Source organism: Haloarcula sp. H-hyl2, assembly GCF_056934385.1.
This window is the reverse complement of record NZ_JBRIIJ010000003.1, coordinates 290,998-304,903: the sequence shown is the minus strand read 5'-3', so window position 1 is coordinate 304,903 and position 13,906 is coordinate 290,998. Positions and strand designations below refer to the sequence as shown.

Genomic DNA, 13,906 nt, shown 5'->3' with positions numbered 1-13,906 from the left:
TCTCGTTGGTCTGTGATCCACTCGGTGACGCTACTCGTACTCATTATCAGATCATCTCCTGTATCAGGTCCTCTTCGGTCGGTTTGTTGCCCGGCGAGGCGTCGAAGGGTTCGCCGACAAACTCGCCTTTGGCCATCACTGCGATGCGATTCGACATGCCGATGACCTCGGGCAACTCGTCGCCGATGAAGACGATCGAGACGCCCTGCTCGGTCAACTCACGGCAGAGACGGTACACTTCCTCCTTCGCGCCGACGTCGATCCCGCGGGTGACGTTGTCCATCACGAGCACCGGGGTCTCCTGTGCCAGCCAGCGGGCGATGACGACCTTCTGCTGGTTCCCGCCGCTCAGGCCGTGCACCAGCGCCTTCGGGCCTGGCGTCTTGATCGACAGTTCCTCGATGGCGTCGAGTGTCGCCTGCTCCTCGGCACCGAGGTCCAGAAGTGGCATGTTGCCGTTCATGTCCCGGACCATCGCCAGGGAGGTGTTGACGAGGACCGACTGATAGAGCAGCAAACCCTCGGATTTCCGGTCTTTCGGGATGTAGCCGACCCCGGCGTCGACCATGTCCGAGACCGTCGGGTCCTGCAGGCTGGTCTCTCCTACGGAAACCGAGCCCTGGGTCATGTCGAGGTCGCCGGCGAGCAGGCGACCGAACCGCTGCTTGCCCGACCCCTCGACGCCGACGATACCGAATATCTCCCCCTCACGGATGGAGAAGGAGACAGGCCCGACTTTGTCCTCGTGGGCGACCGCGTCGACGGTCATCGCCGTCTCACCGAGGTCGGCCTCACGCCGCTGGTCGGGGACACGGTAGTACTCGTCGGCGGTCTCCCGACCGACCATCGCCTGCTGTAGCGAGTCCGTCGTGGCCTCGGCCGCCGTAGTGGCACCGACCCGCTCTCCGTCTTTCAGGATGTAGATCCGGTCGGATATCTCCAGTACCTCGTCGAGTTCGTGCGAGACGAAGACGAACGTCGCCCGGTCCCGCAGATCGTTCACGAGGTCGAAGAGGATCTCACGGCCGCTCTCCTCGAGCCCCGCAGTCGGTTCGTCCAGCAGGATGACCGGGTTCTCCGACTTCTGGGAGACGTGGAACGCCTTCGCGATCTCGAGCATCTGGCGCTCGTTGAACGTGTAGTTTCGCACCCGGTCGTCCACGTCGATGTTGATACCCAGGTCGTCGACGAAGGCCTGGGCCTCCTCGCGCATCTGTTCTTTCTCCAGGACCCCGAACCGTTCCATCTCCCGCCCGAGATAGAGGTTCTCGTACCCCCGCATAGTCGTGATCACGTCCTGTTCCTGGTGGACCAGCGAGACGCCGTAGTTCGCTGCCTCCCGTGGGTTCGTGAACGTGACCGACTCCCCGTCGACGTACAGCTGACCCTCGTCGGCCTCCAGCACGCCAGTCAGGATGTTCAGCAGGGTACTCTTGCCCGCGCCGTTCTCCCCGACCAGCCCGATGACTTCGCCGTGGTCGACGGCCAGCGACACGTCTTTGAGGGCCTGTACGTGGCGGAACGACTTCGAGATGCCCTCGACGCGGAAGCTGTGGGAACCCTCGCCGTTCGGGGTGGTCTGGTCCGCGTCCGCCGCGTTCGCGTGTGTTTCTGATGCCATGGGGGTATCTCGTGTGAGTTACTTGAGGGGGTTCGTCTGGAAGCGGTCCTCGTACGTCTGGGTCACTTCCTGCTGTCTGGAGTCGTTGGTGTAGACGTCCGGAAGGTTGTACCCGCTTGGTTTGTCGCCTTCCTTCCAGTCGAGGACCTCCTTCATGTCGTCGAGGTTCATCGGAGACAGGTCGATCTGTGGGTCCCAGGCGTCCTCGCCGGCCTCGACGACGGACATCTTCGTCCAGTCGTACGGTGTCTCGCCCGAGAAGATGGCCTCGTTGTAGTCGGCGGCGTCGACGACCGGGAGCCGGTCGATGACGTCGGTCCACTCGCCGGGGTTCTTGACACAGACCGGGGCGTTGAACGACATCATCTTCTCGGCAGGGGTGAGCGTGTGCCCGTTGATGTAGTCGTGGCACTTCGCGACAGACCACCCGGCCTGCCACGGGCCCATGCCCGAGACGGTGCCGGTCATCCGGTCCTCGGCGATGGCCGCGAGGCCGGGCTCGCTGGCGTCGATGCCGACGACCGGCACGTCGATATCGTTCTCTTCGAGGATGGTGAGCCCACCGAGGGCGACGGCATCGTTCTGGCCGAAGTAGCCCTCGATATCGTCACCGAACTGTGAGACCTTGTCGTTCATGACGCTGCGAGCGTCCGAGCGGATCCAGTTGCCCGGCTGGCGTTGCCCCGCCATCTCGATGTCGGGGTACTCCTGCATCGCCAGGTCGACACCCTTGTTCCGACCGATGTTCGGGGCCGTGCCGCGGTTGCCCTCGATGTGGACGAACTTCCCGCTGCCACCCATCGCCTCGAACAGCATCTTCGCGGCGCTGTAGGCGTGGTTGACGAAGTGGGGCGTGAAGAACGTCACGTACTCGTCGCCGGCGTCCTGGGGGACGAACCAGTCGGCGATGGTGACAGCGAGCACACCCGGCGTACCGCTGCTGGCCAGCGTCTCCGCGAGCGTGATCGCGGCGGCGTTAGTGTACGTCTGCCCGACGATGAAGTCGGAGTTGTTCGACACCGCGGTGTCGAACTGCTGTTGCTGTGTCTGGACCTCACCGTTGTTCGTCTGGACGTTCGTGTCGTACCCGAACGCCTCACAGGCCTCTAAGTATCCCTTCTCCCAGCTCAGCCAGTAGGAGTTGTTTCGGTTGGCGATAGACGCCATCGACGTCAGCGAGCCACCACCACCGCTCGATCCGTCCGAGCTATCCGATCCGTCGGAACCACTCGATCCGTCCGAACTTCCCGAGCCACCCGAGCCACCCGATCCGCCGGAGCCGCCGTCGGAGCTGCCACCACAACCGGCGAGACCGGCCATGAGGCCGACGCCAGTTGCACCGGCGAGTCGATTCATAAATGCACGTCTGGTACCTGCAGGCCTTTTGCGAGGCATACACACACCTATGCAAATACCACATATATATAGCTTATGTTTACGATTGTTCCTGAAGGATCCCAGACGCCTAGATTGGCACTGCTACTGACCACAGAAGAGGGAATTCGTCCGTCCACCCGGAACCGTGGAACCGCTATGACGGCTGTGTGGCTTCGATCACTATAGTAGCCATTGAAAGTCACTGCACACCCGATCGCACGACGGCAGTGCGATCGGTGTTAAAATCGTTTCAATTGTTACTATAGCATCAGTACATGACCTTGCCCGCCGAGACGTTGATGTCCTGGCCGGTGATCCGCTCCGACTGTTCGGAACAGAGGTACGCGACCAGTTCGGCGACGTCATCGCGGTCGACCAGTTCGTTGCGCGCCGCCTCCCGTTCGACAGCGCCACGTACTTCTTCGTAGGTCTGACCGGTCTGTTCGGCTTGCCGCTCGAACACCGCTCTGATCCGCGGCCCCCGCACAGAGCCCGGACAGACCGCATTGACGTTGATGTCGTCGCTCCCGACTTCGGCGGCCAGCGTGCGGGTCAACCCGATGACACCGAGTTTGCTGGAAGCGTACGGTGTCCGGTTCGGCAGGGGGCGCTTCCCTGTCACCGATGCGATGTTGACGATCCGACCGAAGGATTCGCGTTTCATGTGCGGGAGGACTGCCCGGCACATGTGGAAGGGGCCCTGGAGGTTCACCGCGAGCGTCTGTTCCCATTCTTTCGGTGAGACCTCCTCGCAAGGTGCAGTCGGTCCGGCGATGCCAGCGTTGTTGACCAGAACCTCGATCGATCCAAACTCGTCGTCTACCTGGTCGACTGTCTGGGCGACACTTTCGGGCGAGGCAACGTCGGTCTCGATTCCGACGCCACGTTGTCCGGTATCGGCCACCAGCTCTGTGGTCTCTGCCATCTCGTCGCTGTCCAGATCGGCAACGACGACATCAGCGCCTCGTTCGGCGAGTTCGACACAGATTGCCTGGCCGATACCGCTGGCGCCACCGGTTACGATAGCGGTACTCTCAGGATGCATGGGTAACATGACCATGAACACCTATTTAAAACTAACTTAGATCAGCTGATAGTGGCAGCCCTTTCGGACCGGAAGTCAGGGCTAGAGAATAAATAGCAGGGGGAGAAACCGACCGGTGCATGAATCACGTATTGATACCCGTTGGCGACAGTCCGGAAACGGCGAAACGTCAGGCCGAATTCGTTGCACAGCTCCCGAACGCGTGGTTCGACCTGGAGGTGACAGTTGGACACGCCTACTCCGACACGGGGGGGAGCGAGCTCCCACCCGACGAGAACGACGCAGTGTCGACGGCCTGTACGTTCCTCGACTCTGTCGGTCTCTCCTATAGTCGGACTCCGCTGTTCGAACCAGTCGCAAAAGGAATCCTCGACGAAGCTGACGACAGGGACGTCGACCTCATCGTCCTGGGTGCTCCGACCTCCTCGAATATCAGTAGCAAACTGTTCAGCACAGTTCCCGAGTCGGTGATTGCAGACACAACGATCCCTGTTGCTGTGGTTCCAGCCAAGCAGTGAGTGATCGTGTTTCGCGGATGGACACGTAGTAACCGGGCGACCTGCGTGGAGAGGCGTGTGAGTATTCGTCCGAACACTTAAATAGCATAACGGACCAGATACTGAACGATGCCGTACAGTGGATACGACGACTACTTCGAGAAGAAATTGATCATCAGTGTGGCCACGACAGGCGGCCACCACGGCAAGGAAGCGAATCCGAACCTGCCGGAACAGCCCGTCGAGGTCGCACAGGATCTGGCAGCCTGCGAAGCGGCCGGGGCCTCCATCGTCCATCTGCACGCCAGAGACGAAGACGGCGAGAAGACGAAGTCCGTCGAACGATATCAGGAGTTGCTGGACACGATCGACGAGTACACCGACGACATGATCGTCAACTTCACGACCGGTGGTGGCGGGATCTTTTCCAGGGAAGAGCGTATCGCGCCGGTCCTGGAAACCGATCCACGGCCCGAGATGGCGACGATGGACCTCGGCCCGATGAACTTCGGCCAGACCAGGACGGCCATCAACACGCGAGAGCAGAACGAGGAGTATGCCGAACGGATGCGTAGTGCCGGTGTGAAACCGGAACTCGAAGTATTCAACCCAGGTCACTACCCGGAGATGGAACATCTCATCGACGAGGGACTCCTCGAGACGCCCTTCTGGTGTACGCTCATTCTCGGGATGCAGACCGGGACGCCTCCCCACCCACGGAACCTGCTGAACCTCGTCGACAATCTTCCGGACCCCGCCGAATGGCAGGCACTCGCTGTCGGGCGCCACCAACTTCCGTTGACGACGATGGCGATCACGATGGGCGGTCACGTCCGTGTCGGAATGGAGGACAACATCTACTACCGGAAAGGCGAACTGGCCGAAAGTAACGCACAGTTCGTCGAACGGACGGCCCGTATCGCAGACGAACTCGGGCGGCCGATCGCGGATACCGACGAAACGCGCGAACTGCTCGGTCTCTGAACGCTGCGCGCTACCATTTTCTGTCACAGGTTGCTGTCGGTGGGACAAACAGACGGCGAGCCCAGTCTATCACGATCGTTAGTGCATGTGTCCCCCTCTCGCGAATCGAGGGGGCAAACGGTGTGAAGGAAGGCATTATGTTGATTAGAATATCGAGAAATAAATTCGAAAGCAGTTCAATAGACCAACATACGGCAAGATTCTGCGATAGACCGGGACTTTGACTATCCGATCCTGCAGTACAGGATTTTATATATAGTGTCCGAGACCTCGCTTCTCCGGCCTGCTTGCGGCAGCTCTATCATCTCACATCGCGCCAATTCCAGCCACGTACGAGATCGACAGTGTGATACAGAACGACAACCACGCATCATCCACGCTACGTGAATCTTATATACCTGCATGCCACAGAGTAGCTATGACAAACGATACGCAATCTCGGACACTGCAGACGACGAAGACGACGCTCGAGATCATCCGAGCCCTCGAAAACCACGGGCCAGCACGGGTAACCGAACTCGCAGACGCGCTCGGAATGGCGTCGAGTACGGTCCACAGCCACCTCGCGACGTTGGCGGCCGAGGAGTTCGTCGCAAAGGACGGGGATTTCTACCGACTGAGCTTCGAGTTCCTGCGTCTGGGGACACACGTTCGGAACCTCCGTGAGGAGTACCAGATCGCGGAGGCGTACACCGAACAACTCGCCGAGGAGACGGGGTGCCGGGCCGTCTTCGTCGTCGAGGAGCACGGACGTGGCGTCTATCTCTACACACACTCCGGCAAACACGCTGTCTGGAACTATTCGACCGTCGGGAAACAGGCGCCGTTACACGTCTCTGCCAGTGGGAAGTCCATCCTCTCGGCGTTGCCTCGATCGAGAGCCGAAGAGATCATCGACCAGCACGGTCTCGAACAGCGGACCGAGCAGACGATAACAGACCGCGCGACACTCCTCGAGGAACTCGAAGCGATCCGCGAGCGCGGGTTCGCGTTCAACCACCAGGAACAACTCGACGGGATCAAGGCGGTCGGCGTTCCGGTAACCGGCCCCGACGACCGTGTTATCGGGTCCTTCAGTACAGCGAGTCCAGCAAAACGGATGGACGAGGAGTGGTTCGAGAACGAGCTACCGAACCAGTTGCTGGGAATTGCCAACGAGTTCGAACTCGAGATCTCGATGCCGTGACCGAACCTAGAGAGTGCCACACGGCCTGCAACTCCCGTGTGACGGTTCAGAATAACAGTAGTACGATCGTTATCACCGCCGGTTCGAAGACGACCGTAGCGGTCCACTCGATATGTCACTCAACATCGTCAGGGCGATGTAGCGACGCCTTGGGCCTTTCAGTAATATCGGGGATGGAACTATAGATATCGAATCCGAATCTACCGATTGTTTGCCAGAGTTCACTTGATTCCAATGAAAGTAAACCCAAATATACAGATACTGCACCCGCTACTTCGCACTATGATTCGTAAAAAGCTTTTTACAACTACTAAAATATATCTATACCCCACATCTTAGAGGATTTCGCAAGTTATCCCCCTTTGACCTACGCCCTGGACAATATCTCCGAATATTCGAGAATATAGTTCTAGATTGGTCGTATTCAGTCATGGGTTCATACCATGTGTATCGACCGTTCGGATATCTTCGCGGTCTCCAGAGGCGAGTTCTCGGGTGACTCGTCGATCGTGAATCGGACCCTGGTTCCGCTTCGCGTAGACAAGTCATGTCGCAGCACGAGCGTCCGAACGTCCCGTCCTGAGTCTGCCGATCGGATAGTCCCGGTGGACGTGGTCGTGGACAGGAATGGGGCTACCAGAGTAACTGACAGCATCTCACCTCGAAGCAGTCAGTTTCCGAGTCTCAGCACGACAGCACACGGATCGCGGTGTCCACCCGACTCAGACGTCGAGGATCGCAGTGACGGTCCACCCATCGGGTCCCGGCGAGACGGAGAGCGTGTCGTAGGTGGGCGCTTTGACGTCGAGCATGGGTTGGGATGGATCGATCGGTGCGCCCGAGAAGGAGCCGTGGAGCTCGTACCCGGTCGCTGTCTCCTCGATCGTGAGGTCTGGGACGGACTGGACGACGACATCCTCGATATCCTGGAACCGAACGAGTTGGTCCAGATAGTCGAACAGGAGTGCTTCGAGTGTGCGCGCCTGGACGTCGAGTTCCCAGCGTTTCGGGGCCACATCGGAGTGGTAGTCGGACGACTCGGTGACGATGTCCTCGACGGCGCCCACGGCCTCGGTGAAGGCAGCTTCGAGCGTGGCTCCTGTGGCACGGAACCCGACGTCGGACGGGTGAGAGAGTAGTTCGTACGACACGGCGTCCATCATACTGTACGCTCCAGCTACATATCAGTGCGGGGGGCGGAACATCCCACGAACGGAACCGAGCCGATACATCGCATCAGAGCCGATTCGGTCGGTCGAGCCAGCACCTGGCCTCGACAGACCGCTACTCGTCCCGGTATAGCCAGTCGGTGACACCGGGGTAGTCGACGATGAGCCCGTCGACACCGGCTCGCGCCAGGCGGTCGGCCTGGTACCAGCTGTCGAGCGTCCAGACGTTGACCTCGATCCCTTCCTCGTGTGCGGCCGAGACGAGGTCGACCGCTGGGTCGGCAGACGAACCGAGATCCGCGTCACCGGTGAATGGCGTCCCTGTGATCCGGTCCATCGGCGGATGGATCGCCGCTGCGTCGTATCGGCGAGCCGTTTCGAGTCCGGCGGACGGCGACTCGTTGACCAGGACCCCAAGTGGGAGCGTCGGGTCGACATCGTGTGTCGCCGCGAGCGCGCCTTCGTAGAACGACGAAACCAGTATCTCGTTATCGAAGGAAGCCAAACAGTCGACGACCGACTCCACGAACGGTCGCCACCGCTCGGTGTGGGAGACGGTCGACGGCTCGGCCTCGTGTGCACCAGGCGGCCCGAGCTCACACCCTGGGTTCTTCAGTTCGACGTTGACACCGACGCCCACCGGAATCGCATCGAGGAGCGTCTCGAACCGGGGAACGGTCGCTCCGCTTTCCAGAACTGTGGCGTCGAGCACCGTCCGTGTAGACGTTTCCCAGATCCGTCCAGCCGCATCGGTGATTCCACGACTGTCGGCAGTCTCGTGGAGATGATCGTCGTGGAAACAGACGACTGTCCCGTCTGCCGTGGGGACGACGTCCACCTCGATCATGGACGTCGACTCGTAACGGCCTGCCTTCCGGGCTGCCGGGACCGTATTCTCGGGATAGACGCCTGCGAAGCCACGGTGGGCGAACGCTCGGGGGCGACTGTCCTGTGCGTGGTCTCGGGCCGAATCGGAGGACGGTCTGTCCATCATCTGTCGCTATCCGGACATCGCGCCACGGGTACGAATCAGTATCGCTGGCCCGAACGCGATCAGACGAGGAGCTGGATGTCCGCTTCGACCATCTCCTGGAAGGCCGTGGCGGCCCCAACACCGGTGGTGACACCGTCGTAGAACGCGTCTTCGTCGTAGTCCAGCAGGTCGATTGTCATCTGACAGGCTTGGAGGTCGACACCCGCGTCGAGCGAAGTCTCGATCAGTTCCTCGATCGTAGCGACGTCGTTGTCCGCGATGCGTTTCTCCATCATCCGCGTCGTCATCGCGTCCATCCCCGGAAGCGCCGCGATGGCGTTGGGCATCGGCATGTTGGGGTTACCGACAGAACTCAACTGGAGGTTCTTCGAGTGATCCTCGTGGAGTATCTCCAGCCCCCAGAACGTGTGGAACACGGTCACGTCGTAGCCGAACGCTGCTGCCGTGCTGGCGAGGATGAGCGGCGGATAGGCCATATCCAGCGTGCCCTTAGTAGAGACGATGACCATCTTCTGTGTGTCGTCGGCCGTCTCCGCCTCAAGGTCGGCCAGCTGGGACTCCAGCTCCTCGATTCGGTCCTCCAGTTGGGCGACCGTGTCGGGGGAGGAATCTGTCGGACTGGCGTTGTCTGTACTCATTGGAGTCACTCCGATTTCACGACGAAGTGGCGGTAGACGGTCTCCTGTGAGCTCTCGTCGACAACCTGATCGACGAGGTCCACGCCGTCGGTCGTGTCGGCCCAGCCGGCGATGTCGCTCATGGACCCGGAGTCCGTGGCCAGTACCTCGAGTGTCTCTCCGACGGCGATCCCGTCGACCGCCTGTTTGGTCTTGACCACGGGCATCGGGCAGTTCTGTCCTTTCACGTCGAGCGTCTCGGTAACGTCGATATCTGTACTCATTGTGTTGCGTCGTCATACAGTATTGCCCAGTATGGTAAAAACCCTGCGATAGTATTCTAATTTGTAACAATTCCATTCTTGCCTAAGTCCGTTTTAGCAGCCCCAGCACAAATATTCCAAAGTCTTATTTCTCGATAGCCACAAAACCACCTTACATCGATAATGCAAGCGTACAAAAATAGTGTGCACACTGCACCGGACACTCCGACTGTACAGCCCGGGGTACATCCGAGATGATGTCCCAATCTCTGGGGGCACTGACGCTACTCCAGGTGCCGTTCCCTCGCGGGATCGAACAGTTCCTCGTGGGCGGGTTCCTGGTCGGCCTCGGTATCGCGGTCATCTACCTCGCGACGGGAATAATCGCCGGGAACAGCACGTTCCTGGAAACCTCGCTCTCGTACGTCTCGGGGCTGGACCAGTTCAACCAGTTCAGGTTCGTCTCTTCGCGCGACTGGCGCGTGGTATTCACAGTGAGTATCATCGCCGGGGCCGCGATGTACAAACTCGCCTTCGACCCGCAGATATTCGTGACCGAGGTCCAGTGGTGGCGACTACTCGGGGGCGGCGTGCTGGTCGGCATCGGGACCCGGATCGGAAAGGGGTGTACTGCTGGCCACGGCGTCTGCGGTGTCGGATCGGTCTCACGGACGTCCCTCGTCAACGTCGCACTGTTCCTTGGGACGGCAATCGTCACCGCGCTGGCCGTCGCAGCCCTGGGGGTGACGCCCTGATGAGTGACGGCGAGCGAGGCCCACTGTTCACGCTGGCGATCGTCGTCGGTGGCCTCATCGAAGGGTTCGGGCTGGCCTACAGCGGGATGGCACGCCCCGAGGTCGTGCTCGACTTCCTCCAACTGCAGGATTTCGGCCTGCTGTTCGTCATGGGCGGTGCGTCGATGGTTGCCGGCGTGACGTTCTTCGGTGCGACTCGATACCTCGGGACGGCTCCGATCACCGGCCGGGCCTACACGAAACGGATCAAGTCCATGGACCGCAAGGTCGTCGCGGGCGGACTCGTCTTCGGTGTCGGCTGGGGGATCTCCGGGATCTGTCCGGGCGCTGGCTACGCGAGCATCGGTGTCGGGAACTACCAGATCCTGTGGGGTATCGCCGGGATGTTCATCGGCGCCTACGCGCAGGGGTACTGGCGTAGCCGCGCTGCCGCCGCCGACACCGTCGGCGCGACCGCCGACTGATATTGGGCATTTATAGAAACACTCTTCTCGGCATCCGGTTCCAAACTGCCCAGTATCACCGACATATCTTCTACCCCTCACAATATATTTCTCTATCTCTACAATATTGTGTCTTTATTGCAAAGCTCTTATACCCGACCGCCCTGTACACCGGAGTGACGACAGATGGACGCAGACATGTTTCCCGCACCCGAGGAATCGGTCGACGAACTGAGTCCGGCGGAGCTCAAGCGCCAGATCGAGGGCGGTGCGTCGGTCACGGTGCTCGACGCCCGCTCGGAGGGTGACTTCGAGGAGTGGCATATCGACGGAGACAACGTCGAGATCGCGAACGTCCCGTACTTCGAATTCCTAGACGATGTCGACGACGACCTGCTCGCGGCCGTTCCCCGCGGCGACCCGCTTGTCGTCCTGTGTGCGAAAGGTGGGGCCAGCGAGTACGTCGCCGGGCTCCTGCAGGAGGAGGGCCGCGACGTGGCCCATCTCGAGGACGGCATGAACGGCTGGGCGAGCATCTACGAGGCCGTCGAAGTGGACCGGTACGACGGCCCGGGGACCGTTCTGCAGTACCAGCGCCCCTCGAGTGGCTGTCTGGGGTACATGCTCGTCGACGGGGACGAAGCAGCAGTGATCGACCCGCTCCAGGCGTTCACCGACCGCTATCTTGACGATACGGCCGAACTCGGCGTCGAGCTGACCTACGCGTTCGATACGCACATCCACGCCGACCACGTCAGCGGAGTCCACGCGCTCGACGAAGCGGGCGTGACCGGCGTCATCCCCGACGCGGCCGCCGACCGGGGCGTCACCTACGCCGCCGACCTCGAAACGACCACCGATGGGGAAACGTTCACGGTCGGTGACGCGACAATCGAGACGGTCTCGACGCCCGGACACACCTCCGGGATGACGTCGTACCTTCTCGGCGAGCGACTGCTGACCACCGGCGACGGCCTCTTCGTCGAGAGCGTCGCCCGACCGGACCTGGAGGAGGGCGACGACGGCGCCCCCGAGGCCGCACGGCAGCTCTACGAGTCGCTGCAAGACCGTGTGCTCACGTTCGACGACGACGTCCTCGTCGGCGGCGCTCACTTCAGCGACAGTGCGGAACCGGCCCCAGACGGAACGTTCACTGCTCCCGTCGGCGAACTGCTGGACCGGATGGACGCGCTGTCGCTGGATCAGGAGGAGTTCGTGGAACTCGTCCTCGAGGACATGCCGCCCCGACCGGCGAACTACGAAGAGATCATCGCGACAAACCTCGGCCAGCGTGACACGGACGAAGAGGAAGCGTTCGCGCTGGAACTCGGCCCGAACAACTGCGCCGCGAGCCAGGAATCGATGACCACCGACTGAGCGTCACGGTCGTCACATCCTGTCGATCGAATAGGTGACCGATACCTGCCCCTTTTTGCCGACTGACACCGATCCTCCCGTACGATGTCCGTTCGTTCAGGCGTGGCGATGCCAGTGGAGCAGTCTCCGGACGACTCGGTCGACTGTCTGGGGGGAGTACGCTGATGGGATTCCATACGTTCGATGCCGATCGAGCCGACAATCTGGAAGACGTCTCTCGGTTCCGGTACTGCTCGCGCGACGAACTGGTCGCGCATCTGGCCGTCGGCAGGGAAGCAGTCGTGGCCGACCTCGGCAGCGGGACAGGGTTCTACACCGACGAAGTAGCACCGTTCGTCGGGTCGATCTACGCTGTCGACGTCCAGTCGGAGATGCACGACTACTACCGTTCGAAGGGTGTCCCGGTGAACGTCGACCTGATCACGAGCGATATCGAGTCGCTGCCGTTCGAGACAGGGGAACTCGACGGTGCCTTCTCGACGATGACCTTCCACGAGTTCGCCTCACCCGAGAGCCTGCGGGAACTCCACCGGGTGACGGCCGAGGGTGGGCGTGTCGCGGTCGTCGACTGGACTGCACAGGGGACCGGGGACCCCGGCCCGCCGCTGGACGAACGGTTCGATGCCGCCGTCGCCACGGAGAAGTTCCACGACGCGGACTTCGACGTGATTCACAGTCGCGAACGGCCGGACACGTTCGTCGTCGTCGCGGAAGTCTAACTCAGTCCGCCCGGTACTCCTTTCGATATCCGCGGAATTCCGTCCGGTGAGCCTCCTCGTCTGCGAGGATGGTCACTGCGAGATCCTCCGTCACCGGGTCGTCGGCAGCGTCGGCCGCTGCGGCCAGGTCGCGGTACATCTCGACAGCGCTCTCCTCGGCGTCTAGCACCCCCTCGATAACTGCGAGGACGTCGGTGCTCTTCTCGGGTGGCTGGAGGCTCTCCTGGCGCATCTGGAACTCGGCCGACGCTGGCGGGCGCGCGTCGAGTTGTTTCAGCCGCTCGCCGAGTTGCTGTGCGTGGGCCAGTTCCTCCTGGATATCCTGCTGGAGACTGTCCTTGATCTCCTCGGCTCTGACGCCATCGAGGACGATCGCGTTGGTCATGTAGTTCATGACCGTCTCGATCTCGTCGTTGTACGCCTCACGGAGCAGATCGATGACTTGCTGGTCGCTCATCCGTTCAGAGTTGGTGCTCGATCGGTTTCAATCATCGGTCGTACTCAGAGAGACCGGTGCCGCGAACCCCCATATCCGATCCACTCGTCGGCGACTGACATCCCGAGACAGTTGCTATCGTAAGAGGGGAGAATTCGATAGTTATGTATCCAAATCTGGCGGTCGAACGTATTTTTGGTTATAGATAGTACGTAATCGATCCAGGTAGAAAGATCTTATAAACATATAGTAGGATAAGATTGTATATCACCCATCTATCTCAGTAGATTCGACTTGGTTGTATCCAGCTTCGCAGTATCGCCGTCGAAATTGAGTGACCAGTCAGCGCGTCACGATATGGTGGTCTGACTCGGTAACGGCGATACACGCCCGCGCGTCGGTATCGGTTCTGAACGCCACCAC

General features: G+C 60.7%; 15 protein-coding genes. 7 read left to right on the top strand and 8 right to left on the bottom strand.

Translation table 11 applies throughout. The annotated features are described in order from the left end of the window. Positions 1–46 precede the first annotated feature (46 nt). The 3 genes from Hhyl2_RS18745 to Hhyl2_RS18735 all read right to left on the bottom strand — a co-directional run bounded on the left by Hhyl2_RS18745 (position 47) and on the right by Hhyl2_RS18735 (position 4,043). Positions 47–1,621 (bottom strand): sugar ABC transporter ATP-binding protein, encoded by a 1,575-nt coding sequence (locus Hhyl2_RS18745; RefSeq protein WP_483552321.1) that lies wholly within the window; start codon positions 1,619–1,621, stop codon positions 47–49. Positions 1,622–1,639: 18 nt separating this feature from the next. Beyond that, on the bottom strand, positions 1,640–2,977 hold the full coding sequence (locus Hhyl2_RS18740; RefSeq protein WP_483552320.1) for a sugar ABC transporter substrate-binding protein: 1,338 nt from the start codon (positions 2,975–2,977) through the stop codon (positions 1,640–1,642). 289 nt (positions 2,978–3,266) lie between these two features. After that, entirely contained in the window at positions 3,267–4,043 is a 777-nt protein-coding gene (locus Hhyl2_RS18735; RefSeq protein WP_483552319.1) for an SDR family NAD(P)-dependent oxidoreductase, read from the bottom strand. Between the two features lie 119 nt (positions 4,044–4,162). On the opposite strand from Hhyl2_RS18735, the gene Hhyl2_RS18730 reads away from it, so the two are divergent. The 3 genes from Hhyl2_RS18730 to Hhyl2_RS18720 all read left to right on the top strand — a co-directional run bounded on the left by Hhyl2_RS18730 (position 4,163) and on the right by Hhyl2_RS18720 (position 6,710). After that, positions 4,163–4,561, top strand: a complete 399-nt coding sequence (locus Hhyl2_RS18730; protein WP_483552318.1) for a universal stress protein — start codon at positions 4,163–4,165, stop codon at positions 4,559–4,561. Between the two features lie 108 nt (positions 4,562–4,669). Beyond that, positions 4,670–5,524, top strand: coding sequence for a beta-keto acid cleavage family enzyme (locus Hhyl2_RS18725; RefSeq protein WP_483552317.1), 855 nt, complete (start codon positions 4,670–4,672; stop codon positions 5,522–5,524). A gap of 418 nt (positions 5,525–5,942) precedes the next feature. After that, the gene (locus tag Hhyl2_RS18720) at positions 5,943–6,710 is read left to right on the top strand and encodes an IclR family transcriptional regulator (protein ID WP_483552316.1); all 768 of its coding nucleotides are present in this window, start codon (positions 5,943–5,945) and stop codon (positions 6,708–6,710) included. A gap of 722 nt (positions 6,711–7,432) precedes the next feature. On the opposite strand, the gene Hhyl2_RS18715 is transcribed toward Hhyl2_RS18720, so the two are convergent. The 4 genes from Hhyl2_RS18715 to Hhyl2_RS18700 form a co-directional block, all read right to left on the bottom strand. Further along, positions 7,433–7,873 (bottom strand): archease, encoded by a 441-nt coding sequence (locus Hhyl2_RS18715; RefSeq protein ID WP_483552315.1) that lies wholly within the window; start codon positions 7,871–7,873, stop codon positions 7,433–7,435. A gap of 121 nt (positions 7,874–7,994) precedes the next feature. After that, a complete protein-coding gene (locus Hhyl2_RS18710) occupies positions 7,995–8,870 on the bottom strand; it encodes a glycerophosphodiester phosphodiesterase (RefSeq protein WP_483552314.1) in 876 nt (291 codons plus the stop codon). A gap of 62 nt (positions 8,871–8,932) precedes the next feature. Next, positions 8,933–9,511 (bottom strand): DsrE/DsrF/DrsH-like family protein, encoded by a 579-nt coding sequence (locus Hhyl2_RS18705; protein ID WP_483552313.1) that lies wholly within the window; start codon positions 9,509–9,511, stop codon positions 8,933–8,935. A 5-nt stretch (positions 9,512–9,516) separates the two neighbouring features. Further along, positions 9,517–9,774, bottom strand: a complete 258-nt coding sequence (locus tag Hhyl2_RS18700; protein ID WP_483552312.1) for a sulfurtransferase TusA family protein — start codon at positions 9,772–9,774, stop codon at positions 9,517–9,519. 236 nt (positions 9,775–10,010) lie between these two features. Between Hhyl2_RS18700 and Hhyl2_RS18695 the strand changes: the two genes are divergently transcribed. The 4 genes from Hhyl2_RS18695 to Hhyl2_RS18680 all read left to right on the top strand — a co-directional run bounded on the left by Hhyl2_RS18695 (position 10,011) and on the right by Hhyl2_RS18680 (position 13,047). Beyond that, positions 10,011–10,508 carry a YeeE/YedE family protein gene (locus Hhyl2_RS18695; protein WP_483552429.1) on the top strand — a complete coding sequence of 166 codons (498 nt, stop codon included), beginning with the start codon at positions 10,011–10,013 and terminating at the stop codon, positions 10,506–10,508. Next, entirely contained in the window at positions 10,508–10,972 is a 465-nt protein-coding gene (locus Hhyl2_RS18690) for a DUF6691 family protein (RefSeq protein ID WP_483552311.1), read from the top strand. Before Hhyl2_RS18695 ends, Hhyl2_RS18690 begins: the two co-directional genes overlap by 1 nt. A 165-nt stretch (positions 10,973–11,137) precedes the next feature. Further along, the gene (locus tag Hhyl2_RS18685; RefSeq protein WP_483552310.1) at positions 11,138–12,328 is read left to right on the top strand and encodes an MBL fold metallo-hydrolase; all 1,191 of its coding nucleotides are present in this window, start codon (positions 11,138–11,140) and stop codon (positions 12,326–12,328) included. A gap of 164 nt (positions 12,329–12,492) precedes the next feature. Then, on the top strand, positions 12,493–13,047 hold the full coding sequence (locus Hhyl2_RS18680) for a class I SAM-dependent methyltransferase (protein WP_483552309.1): 555 nt from the start codon (positions 12,493–12,495) through the stop codon (positions 13,045–13,047). A gap of 1 nt (position 13,048) precedes the next feature. On the opposite strand, the gene Hhyl2_RS18675 is transcribed toward Hhyl2_RS18680, so the two are convergent. Next, positions 13,049–13,504 (bottom strand): ferritin-like domain-containing protein, encoded by a 456-nt coding sequence (locus Hhyl2_RS18675; RefSeq protein WP_483552308.1) that lies wholly within the window; start codon positions 13,502–13,504, stop codon positions 13,049–13,051. Positions 13,505–13,906 lie beyond the last annotated feature (402 nt).

What these genes read in the sequence shown, in the direction of transcription:
- Hhyl2_RS18745 (WP_483552321.1), bottom strand. Translation starts at nt 1,621, where the DNA reads ATGGCATCAGAAACACACGCGAACGCGGCGGACGCGGACCAGACCACC.
- Hhyl2_RS18740 (WP_483552320.1), bottom strand. Translation starts at nt 2,977, where the DNA reads ATGAATCGACTCGCCGGTGCAACTGGCGTCGGCCTCATGGCCGGTCTC.
- Hhyl2_RS18735 (WP_483552319.1), bottom strand. Translation starts at nt 4,043, where the DNA reads ATGCATCCTGAGAGTACCGCTATCGTAACCGGTGGCGCCAGCGGTATC.
- Hhyl2_RS18730 (WP_483552318.1), top strand. Translation starts at nt 4,163, where the DNA reads ATGAATCACGTATTGATACCCGTTGGCGACAGTCCGGAAACGGCGAAA.
- Hhyl2_RS18725 (WP_483552317.1), top strand. Translation starts at nt 4,670, where the DNA reads ATGCCGTACAGTGGATACGACGACTACTTCGAGAAGAAATTGATCATC.
- Hhyl2_RS18720 (WP_483552316.1), top strand. Translation starts at nt 5,943, where the DNA reads ATGACAAACGATACGCAATCTCGGACACTGCAGACGACGAAGACGACG.
- Hhyl2_RS18715 (WP_483552315.1), bottom strand. Translation starts at nt 7,873, where the DNA reads ATGATGGACGCCGTGTCGTACGAACTACTCTCTCACCCGTCCGACGTC.
- Hhyl2_RS18710 (WP_483552314.1), bottom strand. Translation starts at nt 8,870, where the DNA reads ATGGACAGACCGTCCTCCGATTCGGCCCGAGACCACGCACAGGACAGT.
- Hhyl2_RS18705 (WP_483552313.1), bottom strand. Translation starts at nt 9,511, where the DNA reads ATGAGTACAGACAACGCCAGTCCGACAGATTCCTCCCCCGACACGGTC.
- Hhyl2_RS18700 (WP_483552312.1), bottom strand. Translation starts at nt 9,774, where the DNA reads ATGAGTACAGATATCGACGTTACCGAGACGCTCGACGTGAAAGGACAG.
- Hhyl2_RS18695 (WP_483552429.1), top strand. Translation starts at nt 10,011, where the DNA reads ATGTCCCAATCTCTGGGGGCACTGACGCTACTCCAGGTGCCGTTCCCT.
- Hhyl2_RS18690 (WP_483552311.1), top strand. Translation starts at nt 10,508, where the DNA reads ATGAGTGACGGCGAGCGAGGCCCACTGTTCACGCTGGCGATCGTCGTC.
- Hhyl2_RS18685 (WP_483552310.1), top strand. Translation starts at nt 11,138, where the DNA reads ATGGACGCAGACATGTTTCCCGCACCCGAGGAATCGGTCGACGAACTG.
- Hhyl2_RS18680 (WP_483552309.1), top strand. Translation starts at nt 12,493, where the DNA reads ATGGGATTCCATACGTTCGATGCCGATCGAGCCGACAATCTGGAAGAC.
- Hhyl2_RS18675 (WP_483552308.1), bottom strand. Translation starts at nt 13,504, where the DNA reads ATGAGCGACCAGCAAGTCATCGATCTGCTCCGTGAGGCGTACAACGAC.